Here is a 380-nt window from a genome sequence, read left to right on the forward strand (position 1 = left end):
GTCGTAAGCTGAAGAAGGAAACCCCTTCTTCAGATATATTCAGAAAGCTTCTTTTTTTGTCGGTAATGGCACATTTGGCTGACCGACAAACCATTCGTAGAGTGAAGGATCACTCGGAAGGCGAAGTGTCTCTAGAAGCACTTCATTATCTCGCACTATAGAAAATTCAAAAAATTCATCTAAATTTTCATCATGTAATTCCTTAAGATTTTTCCAAATTTTCATAGTTTCTAAGTCGTTTGAATGAGAAATTATAAATGTATTTTGGCATGCAATATGGAATCGTTCGTTAGTTTTCATAATTTTCCTCCTTCTATAACTTCAAGATTAAATCCCGGCTTTGGTATTGTAGAAAGTTCTTCTTGTGTAGCACGACTACC

Annotated in this window: 1 protein-coding gene; it reads right to left on the reverse strand. The window is 35.3% G+C overall.

The genetic code is table 11. The features are described 5' to 3' along the window. Positions 1–39: 39 nt before the first annotated feature. Positions 40–300 carry a hypothetical protein gene (locus KP705_RS19090; RefSeq protein ID WP_215764835.1) on the reverse strand — a complete coding sequence of 87 codons (261 nt, stop codon included), beginning with the start codon at positions 298–300 and terminating at the stop codon, positions 40–42. Between the last annotated feature and the right edge of the window lie 80 nt (positions 301–380).

This window comes from Gluconobacter sp. P1D12_c, from assembly GCF_018812105.1.
GTDB classification, from domain to species: domain Bacteria; phylum Pseudomonadota; class Alphaproteobacteria; order Acetobacterales; family Acetobacteraceae; genus Gluconobacter; species Gluconobacter oxydans_A.